Here is a 20,350-nt window from a genome sequence, read left to right on the forward strand (position 1 = left end):
ATCTGCCGAAACGGCAATTTTAATAGCTGAAGCCTCAAGAATGATCATTATACTGTCTGGTCCATTTCAAGTGGGCATATTCCGGTTTCGCTGCTGAAATTCCAGCTTTCATTGGTTTACTATCCAAAATCTCTTTAGCCATTATTTATCTTTAAGGTTGAGATGAAGTTGAAAGAAGTATATATCAGATGGATTGGAATTTTAGTTGTTGCTGCAATAGCCACAATTAATGATGAGAAAAGCGGCCACATGAGTGAGGAACCACTTTGGTTGCATTTTGTGGTTTCTTTAAGCTTCACTATAGTTTATTGGAATGGGGCAACTTTTGTTATATATCGATTTAGGAAGCTGTTTCCTGAAATTAGTAAAACAGCAAGAAGGCTGTCTTTGACAGCTCCTATTGTTGTGATTTGGATGATTTTAGGAGGTATACCAGTCAAACTCTTATTTGGGCTTTGTGATATTAGGGAGGCATTTACTTTTAGTGAACATGCGGAATTTCTTCCTTTTAATATGGTAGCTGCTACAGTAATCTCCCTAGGATATGAAGCTTTCTACTTTTTTGATAAATGGAAAGAACAGTTCACTTTGAATCAACAGCTAAAAAATCAGCAAATCAGGACTCAGTATGAGGTGTTGCAGAATCAGATGAGCCCACACTTCTTATTTAATAGCCTCAATACGCTCACAACCATTATCCCTGAAAATGCAGATGCTGCTGTTTCTTTTACAGAAAAACTCTCGGAAGTATATCGATACATTTTACAGAACAAGGATCGCGAACTGGTCAGTTTAAAGGAAGAAATTGAGTTTGTGAAGTCATACTTGTTTCTGCTTCGGATGCGATATCCGGACAACTTAAGTGTGGAATTCAGCATTGATGATAAATACCTGGATCTCACAATTCCTCCATTGACATTACAGATGTTGGCCGAAAATGCCATTAAGCACAATGTGGTATCCAAGGCTAAACCATTGCACATTGATATTTACATCGAAAATGGAAAATCAGTGATAGTTAAGAATAATCTTCAGCGTAAAAATTCACTTGAAAAGTCTACAAAAACAGGTCTTGATAATATCCGCAAGCGATACAACATATTGGGCCAAAAGGAAATAGATATAATCACGAGTGCATCTAATTTCATGGTGGCTGTTCCGCTCATTGATTTGCTTGAAGAGAAAGATTTAAGGTTCACCTAATGAAAGTACTGATTGTTGAGGATGAAGCACCGGCGTTCAGAAGGTTAGAAAAAATCCTTTTGGAGATCGATCCTACCATCGAGATTGTGGAGGTACTAGACAGTGTGGAGGACACGGTAAAGTGGATGAATAATCATGAACATCCGGATCTGGCTTTGTTAGATATTCAAATAAGCGACGGCATCAGCTTTCAGATTTTTGATCAAGTTGAATTTAAATGTCCCATCATTTTTACAACAGCCTTTGACGAGTATTTGCTCAAGGCATTCAAGGTCAATAGCATCGATTATTTGCTAAAACCCATAAAGAAAGAAGACCTGGAACGCTCGCTCGAAAAGTATCGAAATCTACAAACAAACTTTAGTCAAAACGGTGTAGACATGGCTGCCTTGCTTAATCAGATTAACTTAAGTGAGACGAAGCATAAATCACGTTTTTTGGTTAAGCAGGGAGATAAAATGCTTGCTATTCGTTCGGAAGATATCGTTTGTTTTCAAAGTAAACACGGAGTAATACATATCAATACCAAAAACGACAAAACCTATCTTTCTGACTTCACGCTGGACGAACTCTCCAACCAACTTGATCCAAGGGTTTTCTTTCGAGCCAATCGGCAGTTTATTGTTAGCGCCGACTATATCACCTCTGTTCATAAGTACTTCAAAGGCAAGCTGATGATTGAGATGGATCATTTTTCAGATGAGCAAATACTTGTAAGTAGCGAAAAAGCCACATCATTAAAACAGTGGCTTGATCAATAGCATTCGTCCTGCTATATTCACAGCGTTATGAAATATCCAATAGAGGTAAACGAGACGCGCAAAATCAATCGAATCACGATTAAGCAATCTTTTGTGGATCTGATGAATGCATTCAATCTGGAAAGAGGGCTCATTTTTACCATTAAGTTATTGTTTATAAGACCAGGTAGTATGGTGCGACTTTACTTAGCCGAAGGGAGATTTCAAATAGTCAATGCGTTTAGGCTGCTAGTACTTACCACAGCCGTGAGTCTTTTCATGATGTATTTGACGGGAGTTGATGAATTTTTACTCGGATTCCAGAATGAATTCAGCAGTGATCTTACTGGAACAGAGCAGGAAGATTCAGAATATATCGCGGGGTTAATGCAGCAAATTTATTTAGAGTGGTACAATCTTTTTCTGTGGATATCCATACCATTTTATGGATTTTTTGCATTTCTATTTTTTTCAAGGAAGAATTACAATTTTGCTGAACATATGGTAATTCAGAGTTTTTATATCTGTGCTATGAATGTTTTAACTATTATCGTATTCCCTCTACATTATGCAATTGGGCAAGGTCCTATGATTTACCTTTCTTTTAGTCTTTCAACAGCTTATTTTTTCTTTTTTATCATCAAGGTGTTCGAAATCTCTAGTTTTGGAGGAGTCCTAAGAACCATCCTACTATTTATTGTAAGTAATATTATCTATTTGCTTGTCCTTGCTCTTATTTTGGCAACTTTGGTTGGCAATGAGGTTGGCTCCTTACAAGGATAAGCCTTACAATTTCCTGGAATCAACCAATTCGATTGAGAGTTCAGGTCCGGGTACATAAAACTTCACAATCTTAGCTGGCTTCTCTTTCGAAATCCAGATGCGATTCTGCGGCATCTTACCGTCTGTCATCAAATGAATAACTGTGCAATCGAATGTGCCTGCTGCAGTCGTTACTTGTTCATCTTTCACGTAATAGATGGAGGCATCAGCAACTGTCATACTTGTTGAAATTAAGGCTTTGAACCTTATGGTGTCACCGGCTTTATAATCTAGTGTCTGCATCAGCATATACAATTCACTGCGGAACACATCATAGTTATAAGTGGAATCAACAGGATAATCATTGATGGTCGTATCTCTTATCACGCGATAGAGTCCTGTTACGGTATTATTATTAGCATCTAGATCTACATCAAGTTTGGTGGTATTAATCTGCATATTTACAGATACTGCTTCCATCTTAAAACGATTCGTGTCTACGGTAAACTCTGCATCCTCGTAAACACTGCCATCATCAAAACTCGACGTATCTCTTGAGACAAGCTTTCCATTTTCAAAATAGGTTCCGAAAATCATAGATCCGACCTTGGTTTGGGTAGAGTCAAACATATGGTAGGTATTAATTCCCGATTGTATGCGATTGAAATCAACTTCCTGGCCAAGCCATTCTACTTTTGGTTTCGCATCTTTTTCAGGATTTTGACAAGCACATAGAAGTGCTAGGATAATTAGGCAATAGTTTTTCATTGTTAGGTATTTGTTCTAAAACATCTAACCAAAACTACACCCATTCCGCTTGAATAACGGCATGGCCGCTCGTCCAAAAATCAGCTGTCTAACCAGCTTTTGAATGATCGTACTTTCTCTCTACTTACAATGATGTTTTCGTTGTATTGAGGCTTAACAGAAACCATAAGACGGTTGTTGAAGTAGGAGTCGATCGAAGTGATGCTTTTGTCGCAAAGCATAATGTGCCTGTTTACACGAAAAAAGCATGCAGGATCCATCAGTCCTTCCAGCTCGTCGAGCGAATGATCAACAATCATAGACTCTCCCGAGTAGGTTTGAAGATACGTAGTGCTTGATTCGCTATAAAAATAGGCAATGTCCTGAACGTGAATAGACGCGTATTTCAATCCGGTCTTCACTAAAAATTTTTGCTTGTAAGGTGAGCTGAGTTGAGTTTTAAGGTTTTTAATAACTTTTGAAAAATCTTCCTGAGAACGAACTTTTTCAAGTTTATCAATGGCTTTTACCAGCTTTTCTGCCTGAACAGGTTTGAGTAGATAGTCTACACTGTTGTATTTGAAAGCATCTAAAACATACTTGTCAAATGCAGTAGTAAAGATTACCTGAGGAAAAGTCTCCAGAGTTTCTAAAATATCAAAGCCGGTACCATCACCCAGTTGTATATCCAGAAAGATGAGGTCGGGACAGTCATTGTCTTGAAGCCATTGGGTTGCTGAATTCACTGAATAAAAGGTGTTGAGAATGCGAATAGAGGTATGTTCAGCGACCATTTTGTTTAGGCGGTCAGCTGTCAGCTTTTCATCCTCTATAATTAGTGCTTTCATGACAATGATAATGGCAATCGGACCGTAAAGGTTTCTTCACTATCTGTGATTTCTAGTGCACGACCAGCTGAAAGCAGAAGTCTGTTGGATAGGTTTTTCAGTCCTATTTTAGTACTTGACGAAAGGCTCTCTTTCTTTCGCTTGGCATTCTCTACCACAATACTTTTATCACCCTCATTCTTGATGGAAATGTAAAGCGGCTCATCCACAGAAAAGGAATTGTGTTTTATGGCGTTTTCAACAAGTATCTGGATGGACATTGGTGGTACAGTCAAATTTAGATTAACCAACGAAATATCCTTTTCAACGACAATTGCTTCTTGATGTCTCATTTTTAACAAGAAAATGTAGCTATCAAGAAATTCCATTTCTTCCTGAAGTGTGACTACACTCTTTTCGTCGTTCTCCAGGATGTAGCGATACATGTCTGAGAGCTTCGAAATAAACTTTATAGCTTGTTTGGAATTATCTTCTACCAGGCAAGAGAGTACGCTGAAACTATTAAATAGAAAGTGCGGATTAACCTGATTCTTTAGACTCTCAAGCTTAGCAGCTGCTAATTCTCTTTGAATTGCTTCTTTTTCCCGTGCGCTTCGTATAGCATTTCTTACATACAGGATAATGATTTCATAAGCTATGATGAGTAACGAAATGACAAAACCTTGCGCACTGTCGAGCAGGAAAGACCCTCTTTTTTCGCCATTGTCGCAGCAACCAAGGTCTGCGAGAAATTCATTGTAGAGAAAGGCAAATAAAAAAACCAAGGGGATCACAAGAAGTGTCGCCTTGGTTGATATTTTATAAAGCCCAATGTTTGATCGAATGCTAAGGTTTGAACTCTGCCAGTGTACAAACCTGGAGACTACCTCCCACAAGATCATGATTACGGATATCGTATAGATTAGTGAAATGGTAGACATTTCATCCCAGCCTACAAACTCTTCCCAATTTTCAACACGTGTGAGTTTGAAAAAGAAGAAGACAAAGACCGCAATCGTAAACCTAAACCGGTACTTCATGCGGTAAAATTACTCACCATCTTTAGAAGCTACAGCCTTTCCTGTGGTTACATTGAAAGAGAGTGTAGTTCCGGTTACTTTCTGAGTTCCTGTGCTTCGCGAGGAAACAGTGGTTGAGTACTGTCCTGCTGCCACCTTATTAGCTGATACTGTAACGATGAAGTGGTCCTTATTTTGATCATCTTGCTTTACATCAAATGCTAATCCTGAATTAGTAATCATTTTAGGAGCAGAAAAATTCGCACGCTTAGCAAATTTGGATCGTACAATCCAAAGATCGAATGATGTGTCACTGTCCGTACTCACATCAATAGTATATTCTTGAGCATAAATTTTGGCTCCACGTTTAGGAGCATCAAAGTTTTGCGCCATGGCAAGTGATGCCACGAAAAATAGAAGGGATAGAAGAGTGAATTGCTTTTTCATAGTCGTAATGCTTTTCAATTTTTGGTATACAAAGGACACGCGATTAAAGGTGCTTCATACCATGATTTGCATTGAACTGACTGAAAACTTATTGAACTGTCACTTATGCCCACTGAATCGTACGTCAATCTTCCTTCGCTCTGAAAGCAATTATTTAACTCATTTTCAATAGAAAAGGAGGTGTATTTTTCTAATGCTTCTACAAATAATGAGGAATGTCTTCACCATTTTTTAGCATGGTTGCTACATCAAATAATAGGTTGAGAAGCTGATTAGTTCAGCAAAAATGATTTCTTAATTTCTCACGCAAGAATTGTAAATGTTTATGATTTCATCAATATTGGATAAACCAAGTTCTTTCCCTTTAATCCGATCAGTAAGTGTTGGGCAATCATCTAGAAAGGCAACAATCTTTTTTCGGAAACTGATGTTGGGAATCAGAAAGGATTTTTCATCCTTATAAAGAACTCTTTCTCTATAAGACTTACTATCCTCGGGACGGACGGCATAGAGACTCAAATATCCTTTGGATATTAATAGCGCCATTATTCGTTTATTGTTGTGATTGATAGGCTCAAAACGTTCTCCATTCATCATGACCGATTGAATCTGAAAAGCCTTAAAAAGTTCTTTACTTTTTTTTGACTTGACCTGCACCTCATCATAAAAAGTGCTCTGAAAAATAGTAATCTCACCAAAGGTTGAGTCACCCTTGAGTGTGACTAAAAAGTCCTCTTGTGCCTTAACTAGTATAGATGAGCCAATCAGAAGTGCTGTAACAAAATATTTCATAGGCAAATTTTTGATGAAGATATTCGATTATTTACATAATATGAATTTACATTTTTTATACAAAATGTGAATAAATAAAACTTTTGGTTTTGAGCTTCGTTTCTATTTTTCATACATTTAGTGAATTAATAAGAATTAATCATTATGAAGGGTACCAATCTTGGCGAGTTTGAAGAAATCGTTCTACTCACTATCGCATCACTGATGTCAGAGGCATACAGTGTAAACATTGTTGATGAAATCGCCTCAGTGACCGGACGGAAGACAAAACTTGGGGTGGTTCATGCAGTTCTTAATCGGTTGGAAAAAAAGGGCTTGATTACTTCTGAACTTGGAGAACCAACTAAGGAGAGAGGCGGTAGGAGAAAGCGTTTTTTTCACATATCTCATGCAGGCAAGGTTTCCCTTATGAAAGCAAAAGAGCAACGCGATAAGCTTTGGAGTAACATTCCAGAATTGGTTTTCAAGGGTATCTGATGAGTAAAAACCGAGAAATACCCCCACGATGGATGAATTGGCTTCTTGAGCTGTATTGTTCCAAAGATCTGTTGGAAGATCTTCAAGGAGATCTTTATGAATACTATTCAAGGAACTTAAAAAGGAGTCGATTCAAGGCTGATCTTATTTTTTTATTGGATGTTATCAAGTTCTGCAGACTCTACACTATTCAAAAACCCAAAATACTAGGACAAATGACTTTTTTTAATCTAATAAGTAACTACCTCAAGACTTCAGCCAGAAGCCTTGCTCGAAACAAACTTTTTTCGTCAATAAACATTCTTGGACTTGCCATTTCTATGTCAATTGGCATTCTCATGATTACCTATATCAGTGAGCTATTGAGTTTTGACACTTTCCATGAAAAGGCAGATCGAATCTATCGGGTTCATTCTACATACAAAAGCATATCTTCCTCTGAAACTACAAATCTTGCCTCGACCTCAGTATTTATAGGTAAGACGCTGAAAGAAGAATATTCCGGCTTTGAGAAGGTGCTATTCATGCGTCGAAATTTTAGAGCTGACTTGAACAAAGGGGATAACACAATTCCGGTGAGGGGACACTATGCTTCCGAGGAGTTTTTTGAGGTCTTCACTTTTAATCTAATTGCCGGTAACCCATCTACAGCCCTGTCTGCACCCAACTCCATTGTTTTAACAGAAGCCTCTGCTGAAAAGCTATTCAAAGATCAGGAAGCACTGGGTCAGATTGTTGTATCGGGGGATGAGTCTTATACAATTACAGGCATTGTTGAAGACTTACCCAAAAATTCGCATATACAGTTTGAGGCTCTCATGTCATTTGTGACATTAGAGAATAGATATGATGGAAGCGAAACAACCACTTTCTTTGACTTCAGAAGTATTTGGATGAATTATGTCTATCTCCTGCTTCCCGAAGGTCAGGATCCGGATGTGATCAATAATCAACTCAGACGTATTACTGCAACAGAAAATGAGAAGACGGATAGATACCAAATCCAACATCGGGTAGAGAGCTTAGCTAACCTTGTACCTGGAGAAGAATTGTCTAACAATATAGGCCCCAGTATGACCTGGACAGGTATTTATCAACTGGGACTTTTGACAATGTTCGTTATCATTTCTGCATGCTTCAACTACACCAACCTGTCCATTGCAAGGTCTTTAAGAAGAGCGAAGGAAGTTGGAGTGCGGAAAGTGGTAGGGGCAGGCCGAACGCAAATATTGACTCAATTTATTTTTGAAGCAGTAATTGTGGCGCTGATATCAGTTTTCATTTCTTATGGTTTGTTTATGATAATCAAGCCATTTTTTATGGACTTAGTTTTGGATAGAAATGATTCCATTACCATGAAATTTCAATGGATTCATGTGCTGTATTTTATTGCTTTTGCTGCAAGTATTGGTATCATCGCAGGAATATTACCTTCTATAGTATTAGCAAGACTTAAGGCAATATCTGTCTTTAGAGATGCCTCTTCTGTAAAGTTGATGAAAGGTCTTAATCTGAGAAAGGTTTTGATTGTGTTGCAATTCACCATGTCAATCTTTCTTATTATCGGGTCAACGATCGCCTATCGCCAATACAAGTTTGCACTCAACTTCGATATGGGTTTTACGACCGACAATGTGCTAAACATAGAATTACAAGGAAATGACTCCAAGTTGTTGATGAATGAGGTAGAAAAACTACCGGAGGTTAGCAAAGTATCACGTTCAGGAATGATACCCAATACAGGCGAGATTTGGTCAGAGGAAATAAAATACAAGGATCCGCTGGATTCAGCTAACGTATATGTCAATTTCATTGATAAGAACTACTTCTCAACTCATGAATTCACCTTTCTGGCAGGAGGTTCATTTCCTTATGATCAGGAGGAGGGCACAGCCAAATTTGTAGTGGTTGATGAATTGCTGCTCAAACGTTTCAATATCCAGGATCCACAAAGTGCCATTGGTGAAATAATTACCTTGGACAGAAGGCTGGATGATTTGAGTCTGGAGATTGTCGGAGTAGTAAAGCAATTTCAGTACGCGAAAGTCCATAACGAGTCTGAACCAGTGGCCTTGATTCAGGGCACACCTGAGGATTACGTACATCTAAACCTAGTTGTAAAATCCAATGATATCATAGCCTTTATGGATAAGTTGGAGGCCATTTGGTCAGAAGTTGATGAGGTACACCCATTTGAAGCTGAGTTTTACAGTGACCTTATCCAGGAAGCCTACAATGATCAGGCAACATTGTTCAAACTGTTTGGATTTCTAGCATTTCTAGCAATATCAATTGCTTCGATGGGGCTTTTAGGGATGGCTGTTTTCACTACGGAGACTAGACAGAAGGAAATAAGTGTAAGAAAAGTGCTGGGTGCAAGCAAGCAAAACTTGATGCTTATTCTTTCAAAAGGATTTATCTCAATGCTTATTATCTCGGCAGTAATTGCCATGCCACTGAGCTATCTATTCTTCACGGAGATGGTTATGGCAGACTTTGTTAATCGAATCACAATAGGCCCGGTTGAATTACTTTCTGGAGTTTTTATCGTCTTCGCAATTGGCATTTTGACTATCGGGTGGCAAACTGGAAAAGCCGCCAAGTCAAATCCAGCGGATATGCTCAGAGATGAATGATATTGATTGAACTTGCTATTTTTCTGGTATGAACAGAAAAGAAGCAAAAGAGATTCTTGCTTCCATGACGGAAGGTGATAGCTTGCTGAGGCATGCGCGAACCGTTGAATTAGTCATGGAAGCGTATGCTCCCCAATTTGATGAAGACCCTGAAGAATGGGCTATCACCGGTATGTTACATGATGCAGATTATGAAAAATATCCGGAAGAGCATCCCAACCGCATTGTTGCGTTGCTAAGAGAAAAAGGTGAGGAGAAAATGGCACATGCCATCTCAGCGCACTACACCAAATGGAATGTTCCTTATGAGACAACACTAGATAAGGCTCTATTAGCCTGCGATGAACTTACTGGTTTTATTGTTGCCTGCTCTCAGGTAAGGCCTGAAGGTATTTCAACCCTTACCGCAAAATCAGTAAAGAAAAAGCTTAAACAAGCCAGCTTTGCAGCCAAGGTAGAAAGAGATGAAATTGCTAAAGGAGTAGAAATGTTGGGTGTGGATATGAGTGAACACATTACCTTTATTATAGATGTTCTGAAAGCAAACAGCAAAGAACTGAAGATTTAAACACCAAAACATGAAAAAGAAACTACTCATTGGCTTGGCAATACTTGTAGTATTGATAGTCGCATTTGTGCTCTATGCCAACAATCGTAATCGAACCCTCAGCCCACCAGGAGAAACCAGCGTTCAAGCCAATGGGATGGAGGTCAGCATTAACTATTCTCGACCTTCCGTACGTGATCGGATGATCTTTGGCGAAGAAGAAGAAGGCGCCTTACAGCCATATGGAGTTTATTGGAGACTGGGTGCAAATGAACCTACTTTGATTGAGGTTTCCTCAGATTTTAAATTTGGAGATGATGATTTTCCAGCGGGAAAATATGTGATCTACGGCTTTCCACGAAAAGGAGAAATGGAGATCAGACTCAATTCAGACTTGCGCCTTTGGGGGTATACCGAGCCGGATTACGCTCAGGATTTGTCAACGGTGGTTGTTCCAGTTTCTCGAAATGAGCATGTGGAACAGTTTACCATAACAACTGAAGAAGGCACAAATGGAGTTAATGTGGTTTTCACTTGGGGTAATTACAAATGGGTACTAGCACTAGAAAAACAATAGCTATAGATTATTAACATAAAGAAGAAGGCAGAGTGATCTGCCTTTTTTTATAGACTTTGTTGTAATCGCTTCCAGATCTCATCCAGCCAGTCATCATGCTCAGGCTTCATCAGCGATGATCTGAGGCACATCAAGTAATCAGAATCGATATTGAAGCCAACATCTTCGAACTTTGATGTAGGGTATTTATAGAGAGATAAATACAAATGGCTTTCTTCAGCCTTCTTAAAAAATGCCTGAGCTTTCTTACTCATTTCACTTGTACTGTCTCCTTTTAATGTCCAGGCGACAATGTCAGTTTCGGGCGCTACTATGGGTAAAAAATTATCACTTCCGAGTAGTTTTTTGTAAAGCTCTACAGTAGCATTCCTTGATTTATTCAAGTCTTTCGAGAACTCACCATTTTGTACCAGCGGTAGCAACTGATGCGTGGCCCATAGCCCAACTGCTGAAGCTCCTGCTCGTGAGCACTCCAGGCTTATCTCACCTAGGTGAAGCTCCTCAGAGGTGAAATAGGTGTAGGGAGAATCATGGATGTAATATTTGGCTACTTCAGGATCTTGAAAAAGAATGCACCCACAACCATAGGGCTGCAATCCTTGCTTGTGAGGGTCTATTACGAGACTATCAACCTGATCCAGCATTGCAAACTTTTGGATGGTATCAGGTTCCAGGCTGTCCACTAACTTGAAATACCCACCATAGGCGGCATCTGCATGAATACGGAAATTGTATCTCTTTTGCAGTTCTAGTATTTCAATCAATGGATCTACAGCACCAAGCCCCGTAGTACCCATGGTACACACTACAGTTCCTACATTTCCCTGTTTCAATTTTGATTCAAGCGCCTGTATATCTATCCTTCCTTGCGGGTCGGAGGCTACTTTTTCAAAGTCAAGTTTGAGTACTTCAGAAATGCGTTCGTGTGTGTAATGAGCTTGATCTGATGCTACGATTATTTTGTCGGGATGGATGTTGCCAGCGACCCATAAGGCTTCGAGGTTGGCCATAGTGCCTCCGCTTGTCAAATGACCCAGGTGCTTGCTCCAACCAAACATAGTAGCAAGATCAGCTACCACTTCTTTCTCCATCGGCGAGCTGGCTTTGCTGCCGTCCATGGCATGATTGTTTGGGTTGATCCACATGGCCAGCATATAGGCTGCCTTGGCAATAGGATGTGGAGGTTTCAGCATTTGTCCGACAAATAATGGATGAAAATATGGATAATTGTCCTGCATCTTTTCTGCAGTCTTTAAGATGACTTCTTCCATTTTCTCCGTATCGTACAACTGATTTATATCCGGTAGATCAAATCCGATTTCCAGCTTTTCCAAGGCTTTCATTAGCAACGATATTGACTCTCTTTCCAGTTTCATTTATCTATCCATTCTATCTTTTCCTCAATTGGTTTTTTTGCTATGATCCGATCAGACGACTCACAATAGCCAATATAGAAAAATCCGATACAGGATTCGTTTTCTTTCAGTTTTATGTGCTCACCAAGGAATTTGCATAATGGCGGACTACTCCAGTATCCGCCCAGTTCATATTGATCAAGCGCCAGCCAAATGTTTTGAACAGCGCATGCCACTGAGGCTGTTTCTTCCCATTCGGGCACTCGTTCGGCCGGATCACGATGCAGAATAATTGCAAGCATGGCACCAGCCTTTTGTGCATTGGATTTAATCTTTTCAAATTTAGAAGGAACAAACTCCGGTGTTATCTCGCGATATTTCTCCGCTAAAAAATCCCCAAGTTGAGTTTTTCCTTCTTCAAGGAAAATCTTAAAGCGCCAGGGTTCCGTAAGTTTATGAGTAGGAGCGTGATTGGCATTTAGAAGTAACTCTTTTAGTATTTCCCTAGGGATAGGCTTATCGATATATTGCATTGGATAGACAGATCGTCTTTTCCTTATGGTCTCGTTTATTAAACTCACGATTTTTTCAATTTAAATGGCAAAATCTAAAAATATATTAATTACCGGTGCGTCAACTGGAATTGGCTATGACTTAGCAAAGATATTTGTAGAAAATGGTTATACCGTATACGGAAGTGTAAGAAAGCAAACAGATGCTGATAGACTTTCCAAGCAGCTGGGTTCTGACTTCAAACCTGTGCTATTTGATGTAACGGATCACAATTCTGTGGATCTGGCCGCTGAGAAATTACATGACGAAATAGGAACTGAAGGTCTTGGTGGACTTATCAATAACGCTGGAATAGCTATTGGTGGACCTATGCTGGATCTGACCATAGCAGATTACAGACAGCAGTTTGAGGTGAATGTGATCGGTTTAATAAAAGTGACCAAGGCATTTTTACCTTTGCTTGGCGCTCGAGCCAATCATCCTTCAGAGCCGGGTCGAATCGTGCAGATATCCTCAGTAGCAGGTAAGGTCGGAATGCCGTTCATGTCTCCATACGCTGGATCTAAACATGCAGTAGAGGGATTGTCAGAAAGTTTGAGGCGGGAGCTACAACTGTTTGGCATTAAGGTTATTGTCATCGGTCCGGGACCTATCAAAACACCTATTTGGGATAAAGGAATTTCGGATGATGCGAATCTCAGATTTAAAGACTCGCCTTATGCTGAGTCCATCAATATTTTTCAAAACTCATTTGTAAAAGATGCGATCAAGAATGGATGGACCTCTGAAAAAGCAGCCAGAATTATTTTTAATGCTTTTGAAAAGAAAAATCCTAAAGCTCGATATGCGCTAGTTCCACAGCGATTTAAAAACTGGACATTACCCAGATTGCTTCCAAGCAAAGCTTTAGATAAATTCGTTCGTCAGAAATTGAAGCTAAAGCCAAGAAAATGAAATTTGGAAGTGTAGAAAACCCTGAAGAAATAGATTTTAGCCTACCCGATGATCATCATGATACTGAGCGGGTGTTAAAAAAAGGAAAAGGTCTGCAACAGACATTTATCGGCTGTGCAAAGTGGAACCGACAAGATCTAAAGAAATTTTATCCGAGAGGAACAAAAGACGAGCTGGAGTATTATTCCACCCAGTTCAATTCCATTGAATTGAACGCTACCTTTTACAATCACTTCAGAATAGAGCAAATAGAAAAGTGGGTGGATAAAACGCCAGACGATTTTAAATTCTTCCCAAAGGTGCATCAGATGGTAAGCCATATCAAACGGCTAAATAATGTTGAAGAACCGATTGAACGATACGTGACTAATATTCGGGCTTTCGGAGATAAGCTTGGGATGTGTTTTCTTCAGCTTCACGATAATTTTAAGCCGGCGAACATGGAACGTCTTGTTACGGCTGTTGAATATTGGCCAAAAGATGTGCCGCTAGCAATAGAATTGAGAAATACAGAATGGTTCAACGATGCTGAAGTAGCAAACGAGGTATATGCGCTTTTTGAGGAGAACGGTATATCAAATATTATTACAGATACAGCAGGTAGGAGAGACCTTCTTCATATGCGATTGACATCACCTTCTGTGTTTGTGAGATATGTTGGAGCAAATCATGAAAGCGACTATTCGCGACTGAATACTTGGCTGGGCAGAGTGAAAAACTGGGCAGATGCCGGGATGGAAAATCTCTACTTTTTTGTGCATCAAAATCTGGAGAAAGAATCGCCGGTACTTTCAGCTTATTTCACGAAAAAACTAAATGAAAAAATGGGTCTTAACTTGACAATCCCGGTAGGCCAGGATCAGCAGCAATTATTCTAAATAAAAAACCCTCCGCTTGGAGGGTTTGAAATTTTAGCCGTCTCGTCTTCGTTCTCTTTTCCTTTTACGCTTACCACGCACATCATCCCGAATTTCTCGATGGATTTCCTTGAGCTCTGCTTCTTGCTCATCGTCCAAAATTTCTGCGACCTGACTTTCCTGTCTCTTCATGACTTCAGCCCGCGCTTCCATTCGTTCGCTCCTGGATTTTGAATCATCTTTTCGAATGGCTTCCAATTCGGGTCTGAGCGACTCCCTCATGTTCTTCAACTCAGCCAATTGACTTTCTGTCAATTTCAACCGCTCTTTGTATTCTTCAATCTTTACAGGTGGCCTTTCTTTTCCAGGTTTTTGATCTTGTGCAAAGAGCACATTTCCAGCCACCAATAGTCCAATAATTAATGCAAGTTTTCTCATTTTATAACCATTTTGTTTTACTGATTAGATGCCAAAACTCTCAAAAGGTTTAATCTCAGCTAAAATATTTATTCAAACCTCATGTGCTTAACAGATTCGCCAGAGTTGATCAATTCTGAAAGAGCATCGATACCGATATCTAAGTGATTTTCTACATACTGAGAAGTAACTTTTTTATCACTCCTGGAAGTTTTCACACCTTCTGGAACCATAGGGTTGTCAGAAACCAGCAACAGCGCACCGCGAGGTATCTTATTGGCAAATCCTACTGTAAATAGTGTGGCTGTTTCCATATCTATAGCTGAGGCCCTAATCGCTCTTAGATAATCTTTAAATTCTTCATCATGCTCCCATACTCGTCTGTTTGTGGTGAAAACAGTCCCAGTCCAATAATCAAAACCTTTAGCTTTGATTACGTGTGAAATTGCTCGCTGAAGACGGAAAGAAGGCAGGGCAGGCACCTCCGAAGGAAGGTAATCATCAGATGCTCCTTCGCCGCGAATGGCAGCAATGGGCAGGATCAGGTCACCTAGCTGATTTTGGGCTTTTAAGCCACCGCATTTTCCTAAGAAGAGCACTGCTTTGGGCGAAATTGCTGAAAGCAAATCCATCACAGTAGCCGCCATGGCACTTCCCATACCAAAGTTGATGATAGTTATTTCTCCATGTGTAGCAGTTTGCATAGCTCCATTTTTTCCTTTGATTGGGACATCAAATCGACTAGCAAAGAGTTCTACATAATTTTTGAAGTTTGTGAGAAGGATGTACTGGCCAAACGCTTCCAACTCTGTGCCGGTGTATCTTGGAAGCCAGTTTTCTACGATTTCATCTTTTGTATTCATAAGCTGCAAAGTTATATGTTTTGCGAGCTTGCACTAAGAAATGTGTATTTTCAATTAGTGAAAATTGTGTGATTAATGCAGTAGCGATAGCGTGATTATCTATTGTTTTGTCCAGGGGTGTAACCAACCTTAAGAGTGAAACTTAAGTTGTTGACATCCCTATCAGCCTCATAATACCAGTTCCTTCGATTTGTGCGATAAATGCTTGCCTCAACACTGAAATTTTTGATAAATCGTAGATAATCAAACCCGGTAAGGAAGCTGCCGTCATTGGGTTGATTGAATGCCGGTGTAAAATTATCTGCTAAATAATCATCGTTGAATCGGACACGATCTATATTGAAGCCAATTCTACCTTTTGGCGTGTAAAGCTGAAACTTAAAGTGGTTGGCATTGGACCCAGGCCCTATATATGAACCCATGATTTGTCCGTCATTAGTATACCCGTTATCAACTTGACCATGCACATAATAGGCTGCATGACCGGATGCTACGGCCGATAATTTGATTTTGTTGAGTTTGGTGTGCTCATACACAACTCTGAATAGATTGCCATTTTTCAGGTCAAAAGACTTGACAAAGCCCATGGTTACACCGCGTGTTCTATCAGGCTGTTCAAAGAAATCAATAATCACTCCGGGGTAGTCATTTCTAGCGAATTCTAGAAAGGTTTCAAACCCATACTCCTTAAACTTCCAGCTGACGGTTAATGATAGCATTTGATCATAATCATCATTGGGTAGGTCAGGATTACTAATCTGACCCCAGACAGCAGCAAATAAATCGACAGGCTTAAAATCGCCATCAAACATATCTCTATAAAGCACCCTGTTGATACCCAGACTCAGTCCTTCAGCGAATTTCGGCTGGAAACCAAAGACGGCTCCCGTCAGGTAGCGCTTATCATTTGCTTCATCGGTATCGAAATAGTCAGATTCATCCATGAATCCCCAGAAAACTTTGAATTCAAACTTTCCGAATTTTGTATCAATTGGCTTTGCTGTGCCGATATCTAAATGCGGAACTCCGGCAGCATTATTCGACATGATCACCGGAGAGACCTGTGCAGGACCCCAAATCATGTTTTGAGTGGATAAGCCAATGGTCATTTTCTTGTATAGGAGCCTGATTTCAGACTGACCAAGATTAAACCTATTTACAGACTGATCTCCATATCTTAACACCCAATCTATCCTCCGTTCAAATGGATAAGAAAACTGGCTCTTTGTGGAGGGAACCGAAGGAATGTAAAAATCTTGGTTTTGAGCATAATACACCACCGGAGCGAAAGTGAACGATAGCATTCCTTTTCGTCCGGTAAACCCAAAATTGAGTGAGCTGTTAAATCCTTTCCCTTCCCAAACCGCACCATCATTGTAGTGATTGGGCACTTCGCTGATATACCCCATTTTCATAAACGGATCCAATACTTCGATATAATCTTCTCCCTTATTGGATATATCAAACTGACCATTCCACAAATCCCAACTCAAAGCTGAATCTGCTGCATAACTATTTATGATAGAGGGATGGTACGTGATTGGATCTGCCAATTCAGGGTTTTTCATTCTCAATATTTCATAATATTCATTGAGGTGATAACCGGGAAAAAGTACCTGACCGTTGAGTTTGGCAGCAGCGCCAATGAAAAGAAGAATTATGAATAATCTCATTAAACGAATTTTAGCTTTTTTATGAGTCCACAAAAGTAGCTCCATTTATAGTTACAGAAGACTAAAAACGTTACAGATCAGTTGATATTTCCTGTAAACAAAAGGCTAAAAAGGATTATCAAATGATGAAATTATGAGCTAAATTAATACCATGGAAACATCAAACAGGGTATGCGTAATCACCGGCGCTGCTCATGGAATTGGTACAGCTACCGCCAGATTAATGAGCCTGCATGGGATGATGAATGTGGTTTTATCAGACCAGGATAAAGATGGGGCAGATTCTTTAATGAATCAGCTAAATACCATCCGTCCGAAATCGTCTATTGCTTTCACTTCTGATGTCTCGAACCCAAAACATATGTCTCAGCTTATGAAAGCTGCATTTGATCGATTTGGGAGGTTAGATGTTTTGGTTAATAACGCGGGGATTAGCCAGTCGAAAATTGCAAAGACTGCCGATAGTTCGCTGGAAGACTGGGATAAAGTCATCGCAGTAAATCAAAGTGGAGTTTATTATGGAATGAAGTATGCCATTCCATATATGATAGAGCAAGGTCATGGCATCATTATTAATGTATCCTCACTTGCCGGACTTATTGCTGCTCCGAATCATATTGCTTATGCAGCAAGCAAGGCGGCAGTAATAAATATGACAAAAACTGTGGCACTAGAATATGGACGTCAGAATATCAGAGTCAATGCCGTTTGCCCTGGTTATACAGATACGAATCACTTTGACCAATTGCATGAAACCAAGCCTGAACTCAAGGAACGATTGCTTAGAGCGACACCAATGAAACGCTATGCAAAGGTTGATGAGATTGCGGATTCTATTTATTGGTTATGCTCAGATCAAACTACTTTCATTACTGGGCAGACACTCACCATTGACGGAGGAATCTCACTTTAATTTTCTTGATGAATTATTCTGAAAAGTAGCAATCATGGTGCGTTACTCTTAAAAAGGGAATTATTTTTGGCCGCTCAATTTAATCTTAACTATGTCGTCAAAACAGGCTTCCCCGCTAGCTAGATTTTTCAGGAGATGCTATCTGATTTATACAGGAGTTATCTTTTTCATCATATTCATAATTTTTCTTCCTGTATTCTTCCTCCTTAATCTTACAAGCAAGAAAAAGTATGCGCTTGTTTTAACCAGGCATTGGACAACAATATTTTTTTTCTTTCTTAGGATTAAAATTGTGGTTGAAAACAAGCACTTTCTGGATAAGAAATCAACCTACATATTTTGTCCGAACCATTTCTCATTTATGGACATTCCGATTATGGCGCAGATACCAATTGCAGTACAGTTTGTGGGTAAGGAATCTCTCTCAAAGATTCCTGGATTCGGATTCTATTTTAGAAAATTTCATATCACCGTAAATCGTGAGAGCCTTAGAAGTAGCTATGCGGCATTCAAAGAGAGTATTTCTTCACTCAAAAAGAATATTTCACTAACGGTATTTCCTGAAGGCGGAATCAGTGTAGGAAACACGACAGAGTTAAGTGAATTTAAGGAAGGGCCCTTCAAGATGGCTTTAAAGACAGGTAATCATCTAGTTCCGGTTACAATTGCTGATAATTGGCGAATCCTTCCCGATGATGGAGAATTTTTGATGCGCTGGAAAAGAGTAAGTCGGGTTATTATACATGAACCAATTGACCCTGCAAAATACAATTTAGACACACTAATCGACTTTCAGGAAGAGGTGCGAAGCACGATTCAAGAGGAACTGAATTCACGCAATTCAGTCGGTTAAGGTCACCTTACTAATTTTTGTTTTTCAGGAAACTCAACATCTTTATTAGGTTGACAGATCTGATGAAATCTCCTTGCATAATAGAGGTTATGCTGTGCACTGCAATTAACTCGCGGTTGATAGTCACACTTTTGGCAAGCAGTTCATTTGCTTTGGTCTTGGCATTACCGTATCCATCTTTTTCATAGCTAAGCAAAATTTGAACAGATGCTTCTTCTGATGTCATCTCTCTTTCTTTTGGTATAAATCCCATTGACCTGATCATCTCCTCAGCTAATTCCCAAGTAGACCAAGGGTTCTGCCCAGTGATGAGTTTGTCATCTTTCACCACATTTTTCAGATACATGGTTCCGGCGTTAAACTGAGCTCCTTTGCTGACCATTTCATCCTGAAGAAGGAAAGGAAATATCTCTTCTGCATCAGGAATAAGAAACAACTCTTCTTCGTTAGTAAATCCGCTCACCTTCTTACGAGAAAGCAAGGATTGTCCGTTGCTTAGCGTTACATTGATTAATGCTGCTGGACCATGACATACCGCACCAATCACTTTATCAGATTCATAGTAGTCTCTTACGATTGATTGAATGTTAGGATTATTCGGGAAATCAAACATGGCACCTTTGCCTCCTACAAAGTAAACAGCATCGTATTCTTCGGGAATCACTGATTCTAAGGAAATGGTATTTTCGACCTTCATAGTTGCAATAGCATCATTCATGAATGCGAAATCATACACATCAATATCATCATCGTCGATTACGACTGGTGGATTACCACCTTGTGGGCTTGCAATATCAACTTCGAATCCATTGGCTGTAAAAACGTAATAGGCTCTCGAAAGCTCAGTAAGTTCATATCCTGTTTTCTTACTCTCATTTATTTTAGATGTACTCGTCACAACTGCAAGTATCTTCCCACGGTAAGCTATTGAATCCTCTACCAGATAGGGTAGATCAGTTGCTTGAGTTTTGGAGACATCTACACTGGGCCTATCAGTTTTGATGAGGGAGATAAACCAGTATCCGAAACCGAAGACTAACGCGATTGTCACCAATAGAATGGCAAGAATCCTTTTCAATATTTTTTTGATGCTCATAGTGTAGTGAGCAAGTACCTTTTGCTTTTGTTACACGTCAGATCCTTTTGAAATACAACAGGTCAATTGAGATGCCCAATTC

22 protein-coding genes are annotated in these 20,350 nt (G+C 39.6%); 11 read left to right on the forward strand and 11 right to left on the reverse strand.

Annotation, left to right across the window (positions count from 1 at the left end; all coding sequences use genetic code 11):
• Nucleotides 1–162: 162 nt before the first annotated feature.
• From ACL8WY_RS14285 to ACL8WY_RS14295, 3 genes are read left to right on the forward strand one after another with little or no spacing between them, the layout of a single operon-like run.
• A complete protein-coding gene (locus ACL8WY_RS14285) occupies nt 163–1,203 on the forward strand; it encodes a sensor histidine kinase (RefSeq protein ID WP_436515429.1) in 1,041 nt (346 codons plus the stop codon).
• The gene (locus ACL8WY_RS14290) at nt 1,203–1,964 is read left to right on the forward strand and encodes a LytR/AlgR family response regulator transcription factor (RefSeq protein WP_436515430.1); all 762 of its coding nucleotides are present in this window, start codon (nt 1,203–1,205) and stop codon (nt 1,962–1,964) included. Before ACL8WY_RS14285 ends, ACL8WY_RS14290 begins: the two co-directional genes overlap by 1 nt.
• 27 nt (nt 1,965–1,991) lie before the next feature.
• The gene (locus ACL8WY_RS14295) at nt 1,992–2,726 is read left to right on the forward strand and encodes a DUF3667 domain-containing protein (RefSeq protein ID WP_436515431.1); all 735 of its coding nucleotides are present in this window, start codon (nt 1,992–1,994) and stop codon (nt 2,724–2,726) included.
• A 3-nt stretch (nt 2,727–2,729) separates the two neighbouring features.
• On the opposite strand, the gene ACL8WY_RS14300 is transcribed toward ACL8WY_RS14295, so the two are convergent.
• The 5 genes from ACL8WY_RS14300 to ACL8WY_RS14320 all read right to left on the reverse strand — a co-directional run bounded on the left by ACL8WY_RS14300 (nt 2,730) and on the right by ACL8WY_RS14320 (nt 6,537).
• On the reverse strand, nt 2,730–3,473 hold the full coding sequence (locus tag ACL8WY_RS14300; RefSeq protein WP_436515432.1) for a DUF3108 domain-containing protein: 744 nt from the start codon (nt 3,471–3,473) through the stop codon (nt 2,730–2,732).
• A gap of 80 nt (nt 3,474–3,553) precedes the next feature.
• The gene (locus ACL8WY_RS14305) at nt 3,554–4,300 is read right to left on the reverse strand and encodes a LytR/AlgR family response regulator transcription factor (RefSeq protein ID WP_436515433.1); all 747 of its coding nucleotides are present in this window, start codon (nt 4,298–4,300) and stop codon (nt 3,554–3,556) included.
• Complete coding sequence (locus ACL8WY_RS14310) at nt 4,297–5,319, reverse strand: sensor histidine kinase (protein WP_436515434.1); 1,023 nt, start codon at nt 5,317–5,319, stop codon at nt 4,297–4,299. The genes ACL8WY_RS14305 and ACL8WY_RS14310 overlap by 4 nt, the downstream gene beginning before the upstream one ends.
• Before the next feature lie 9 nt (nt 5,320–5,328).
• Complete coding sequence (locus ACL8WY_RS14315) at nt 5,329–5,745, reverse strand: hypothetical protein (RefSeq protein ID WP_436515435.1); 417 nt, start codon at nt 5,743–5,745, stop codon at nt 5,329–5,331.
• A 294-nt stretch (nt 5,746–6,039) separates the two neighbouring features.
• Complete coding sequence (locus tag ACL8WY_RS14320) at nt 6,040–6,537, reverse strand: hypothetical protein (RefSeq protein ID WP_436515436.1); 498 nt, start codon at nt 6,535–6,537, stop codon at nt 6,040–6,042.
• Nucleotides 6,538–6,681: 144 nt separating this feature from the next.
• Between ACL8WY_RS14320 and ACL8WY_RS14325 the strand changes: the two genes are divergently transcribed.
• Genes ACL8WY_RS14325 through ACL8WY_RS14340 form a run of 4 tightly spaced genes read left to right on the forward strand, consistent with a single transcriptional unit; the run spans nt 6,682 to nt 10,774 of the window.
• The gene (locus ACL8WY_RS14325; protein WP_436515437.1) at nt 6,682–7,014 is read left to right on the forward strand and encodes a PadR family transcriptional regulator; all 333 of its coding nucleotides are present in this window, start codon (nt 6,682–6,684) and stop codon (nt 7,012–7,014) included.
• 32 nt (nt 7,015–7,046) lie between these two features.
• Nucleotides 7,047–9,650 carry an ABC transporter permease gene (locus ACL8WY_RS14330; RefSeq protein ID WP_436515438.1) on the forward strand — a complete coding sequence of 868 codons (2,604 nt, stop codon included), beginning with the start codon at nt 7,047–7,049 and terminating at the stop codon, nt 9,648–9,650.
• A gap of 28 nt (nt 9,651–9,678) precedes the next feature.
• Nucleotides 9,679–10,218 carry an HD domain-containing protein gene (locus ACL8WY_RS14335; protein ID WP_436515439.1) on the forward strand — a complete coding sequence of 180 codons (540 nt, stop codon included), beginning with the start codon at nt 9,679–9,681 and terminating at the stop codon, nt 10,216–10,218.
• A 10-nt stretch (nt 10,219–10,228) separates the two neighbouring features.
• On the forward strand, nt 10,229–10,774 hold the full coding sequence (locus ACL8WY_RS14340) for a DUF2911 domain-containing protein (protein WP_436515440.1): 546 nt from the start codon (nt 10,229–10,231) through the stop codon (nt 10,772–10,774).
• 47 nt (nt 10,775–10,821) lie between these two features.
• On the opposite strand, the gene ACL8WY_RS14345 is transcribed toward ACL8WY_RS14340, so the two are convergent.
• Together ACL8WY_RS14345 and ACL8WY_RS14350 are read right to left on the reverse strand one after the other, a co-directional pair.
• Nucleotides 10,822–12,150, reverse strand: a complete 1,329-nt coding sequence (locus tag ACL8WY_RS14345) for a pyridoxal phosphate-dependent decarboxylase family protein (RefSeq protein WP_436515441.1) — start codon at nt 12,148–12,150, stop codon at nt 10,822–10,824.
• Entirely contained in the window at nt 12,147–12,710 is a 564-nt protein-coding gene (locus tag ACL8WY_RS14350; RefSeq protein ID WP_436515442.1) for a nitroreductase family protein, read from the reverse strand. The genes ACL8WY_RS14345 and ACL8WY_RS14350 overlap by 4 nt, the downstream gene beginning before the upstream one ends.
• A gap of 16 nt (nt 12,711–12,726) precedes the next feature.
• On the opposite strand from ACL8WY_RS14350, the gene ACL8WY_RS14355 reads away from it, so the two are divergent.
• Nucleotides 12,727–13,596 (forward strand): SDR family NAD(P)-dependent oxidoreductase, encoded by an 870-nt coding sequence (locus ACL8WY_RS14355; RefSeq protein ID WP_436515443.1) that lies wholly within the window; start codon nt 12,727–12,729, stop codon nt 13,594–13,596.
• A complete protein-coding gene (locus ACL8WY_RS14360; protein ID WP_436515444.1) occupies nt 13,593–14,474 on the forward strand; it encodes a DUF72 domain-containing protein in 882 nt (293 codons plus the stop codon). Before ACL8WY_RS14355 ends, ACL8WY_RS14360 begins: the two co-directional genes overlap by 4 nt.
• Before the next feature lie 33 nt (nt 14,475–14,507).
• Here the strand turns inward: ACL8WY_RS14360 and ACL8WY_RS14365 are convergent, their stop codons facing one another.
• The 3 genes from ACL8WY_RS14365 to ACL8WY_RS14375 form a co-directional block, all read right to left on the reverse strand.
• On the reverse strand, nt 14,508–14,891 hold the full coding sequence (locus tag ACL8WY_RS14365) for a hypothetical protein (RefSeq protein WP_436515445.1): 384 nt from the start codon (nt 14,889–14,891) through the stop codon (nt 14,508–14,510).
• A gap of 68 nt (nt 14,892–14,959) precedes the next feature.
• Nucleotides 14,960–15,733 (reverse strand): AMP nucleosidase, encoded by a 774-nt coding sequence (locus ACL8WY_RS14370; protein WP_436515446.1) that lies wholly within the window; start codon nt 15,731–15,733, stop codon nt 14,960–14,962.
• A gap of 95 nt (nt 15,734–15,828) precedes the next feature.
• Nucleotides 15,829–17,406 (reverse strand): capsule assembly Wzi family protein, encoded by a 1,578-nt coding sequence (locus ACL8WY_RS14375; protein ID WP_436515447.1) that lies wholly within the window; start codon nt 17,404–17,406, stop codon nt 15,829–15,831.
• Nucleotides 17,407–17,557: 151 nt separating this feature from the next.
• Between ACL8WY_RS14375 and ACL8WY_RS14380 the strand changes: the two genes are divergently transcribed.
• Together ACL8WY_RS14380 and ACL8WY_RS14385 are read left to right on the forward strand one after the other, a co-directional pair.
• Nucleotides 17,558–18,319: an SDR family NAD(P)-dependent oxidoreductase gene (locus ACL8WY_RS14380; protein ID WP_436515448.1), complete on the forward strand. Its 762-nt coding sequence runs from the start codon at nt 17,558–17,560 to the stop codon at nt 18,317–18,319.
• Between the two features lie 91 nt (nt 18,320–18,410).
• A complete protein-coding gene (locus tag ACL8WY_RS14385; RefSeq protein WP_436515449.1) occupies nt 18,411–19,172 on the forward strand; it encodes a lysophospholipid acyltransferase family protein in 762 nt (253 codons plus the stop codon).
• Between the two features lie 10 nt (nt 19,173–19,182).
• On the opposite strand, the gene ACL8WY_RS14390 is transcribed toward ACL8WY_RS14385, so the two are convergent.
• The gene (locus tag ACL8WY_RS14390) at nt 19,183–20,268 is read right to left on the reverse strand and encodes a type 1 glutamine amidotransferase domain-containing protein (protein ID WP_436515450.1); all 1,086 of its coding nucleotides are present in this window, start codon (nt 20,266–20,268) and stop codon (nt 19,183–19,185) included.
• Nucleotides 20,269–20,350 lie beyond the last annotated feature (82 nt).

Source organism: Ekhidna algicida (assembly GCF_051379705.1).
GTDB lineage: Bacteria > Bacteroidota > Bacteroidia > Cytophagales > Cyclobacteriaceae > Ekhidna.